Consider the following 554-nt stretch of genomic DNA (forward strand, 5'->3'; position numbering starts at 1 on the left):
CGGTCGCATTGGACTCGTGTTGGAGAAAAGCGAAACACTGCGTCGCGTCGTAGTCCTTGCCAGAACCGACCGCATCCTGCTGCGTGCCCAAGCGGTATTGCGAGCGAAAGCTCTCACTGCCAACAGTGAAGTGCTCGTACCCGGTCGAGGACGGCACTTCCGAGAAATCGAACCCGGCATATGGGAAGTGTGGGCGGCAGTCTGGCCATCCGGAGGTGGGGACGCAATCGATGTATGCGTCGGACATGTGGTGACTCAGCTCTTGCCAACATGGTTGCCCAAAGTGCGATTGGACGCATCCAACAAACAACCGTTGTCGGGTTGGCTTGACGAAAACTACCTGCCCTACCGACGCCCGACCACCGCGAAGCCATGGCGGCAGCCGGTTTCGCCGCTGCGGTTATAGAGCTGTTTGATGTCTTTCGGCTGGTGCCTATACGTAGTGATGGCACTCCACCATCGAAGAACCCACCTACTACATTGAAGGACATCGCCATGCAGGCATTCGGAAATATCGCAAGCCAACCGGAAAAGAAAATTTCGAAATCCACGAA

At 56.1% G+C, this 554-nt stretch carries 2 protein-coding genes; one reads left to right on the plus strand and one right to left on the minus strand.

Annotation, left to right across the window (positions count from 1 at the left end; genetic code table 11):
• Positions 1–247 (minus strand): hypothetical protein (locus ACRYR9_RS19915; protein WP_432540244.1); only part of this gene is annotated, 247 nt, incomplete at its 3' end.
• 125 nt (positions 248–372) lie between these two features.
• On the opposite strand from ACRYR9_RS19915, the gene ACRYR9_RS19920 reads away from it, so the two are divergent.
• The coding region (locus ACRYR9_RS19920) for a hypothetical protein (RefSeq protein WP_432540245.1) at positions 373–554 on the plus strand (182 nt) is incomplete at its 3' end.

Origin of the sequence: Kineococcus auxinigenes (assembly GCF_050871525.1) — a bacterium.
Classification (GTDB): Bacteria; Actinomycetota; Actinomycetes; order Actinomycetales; family Kineococcaceae; genus Kineococcus.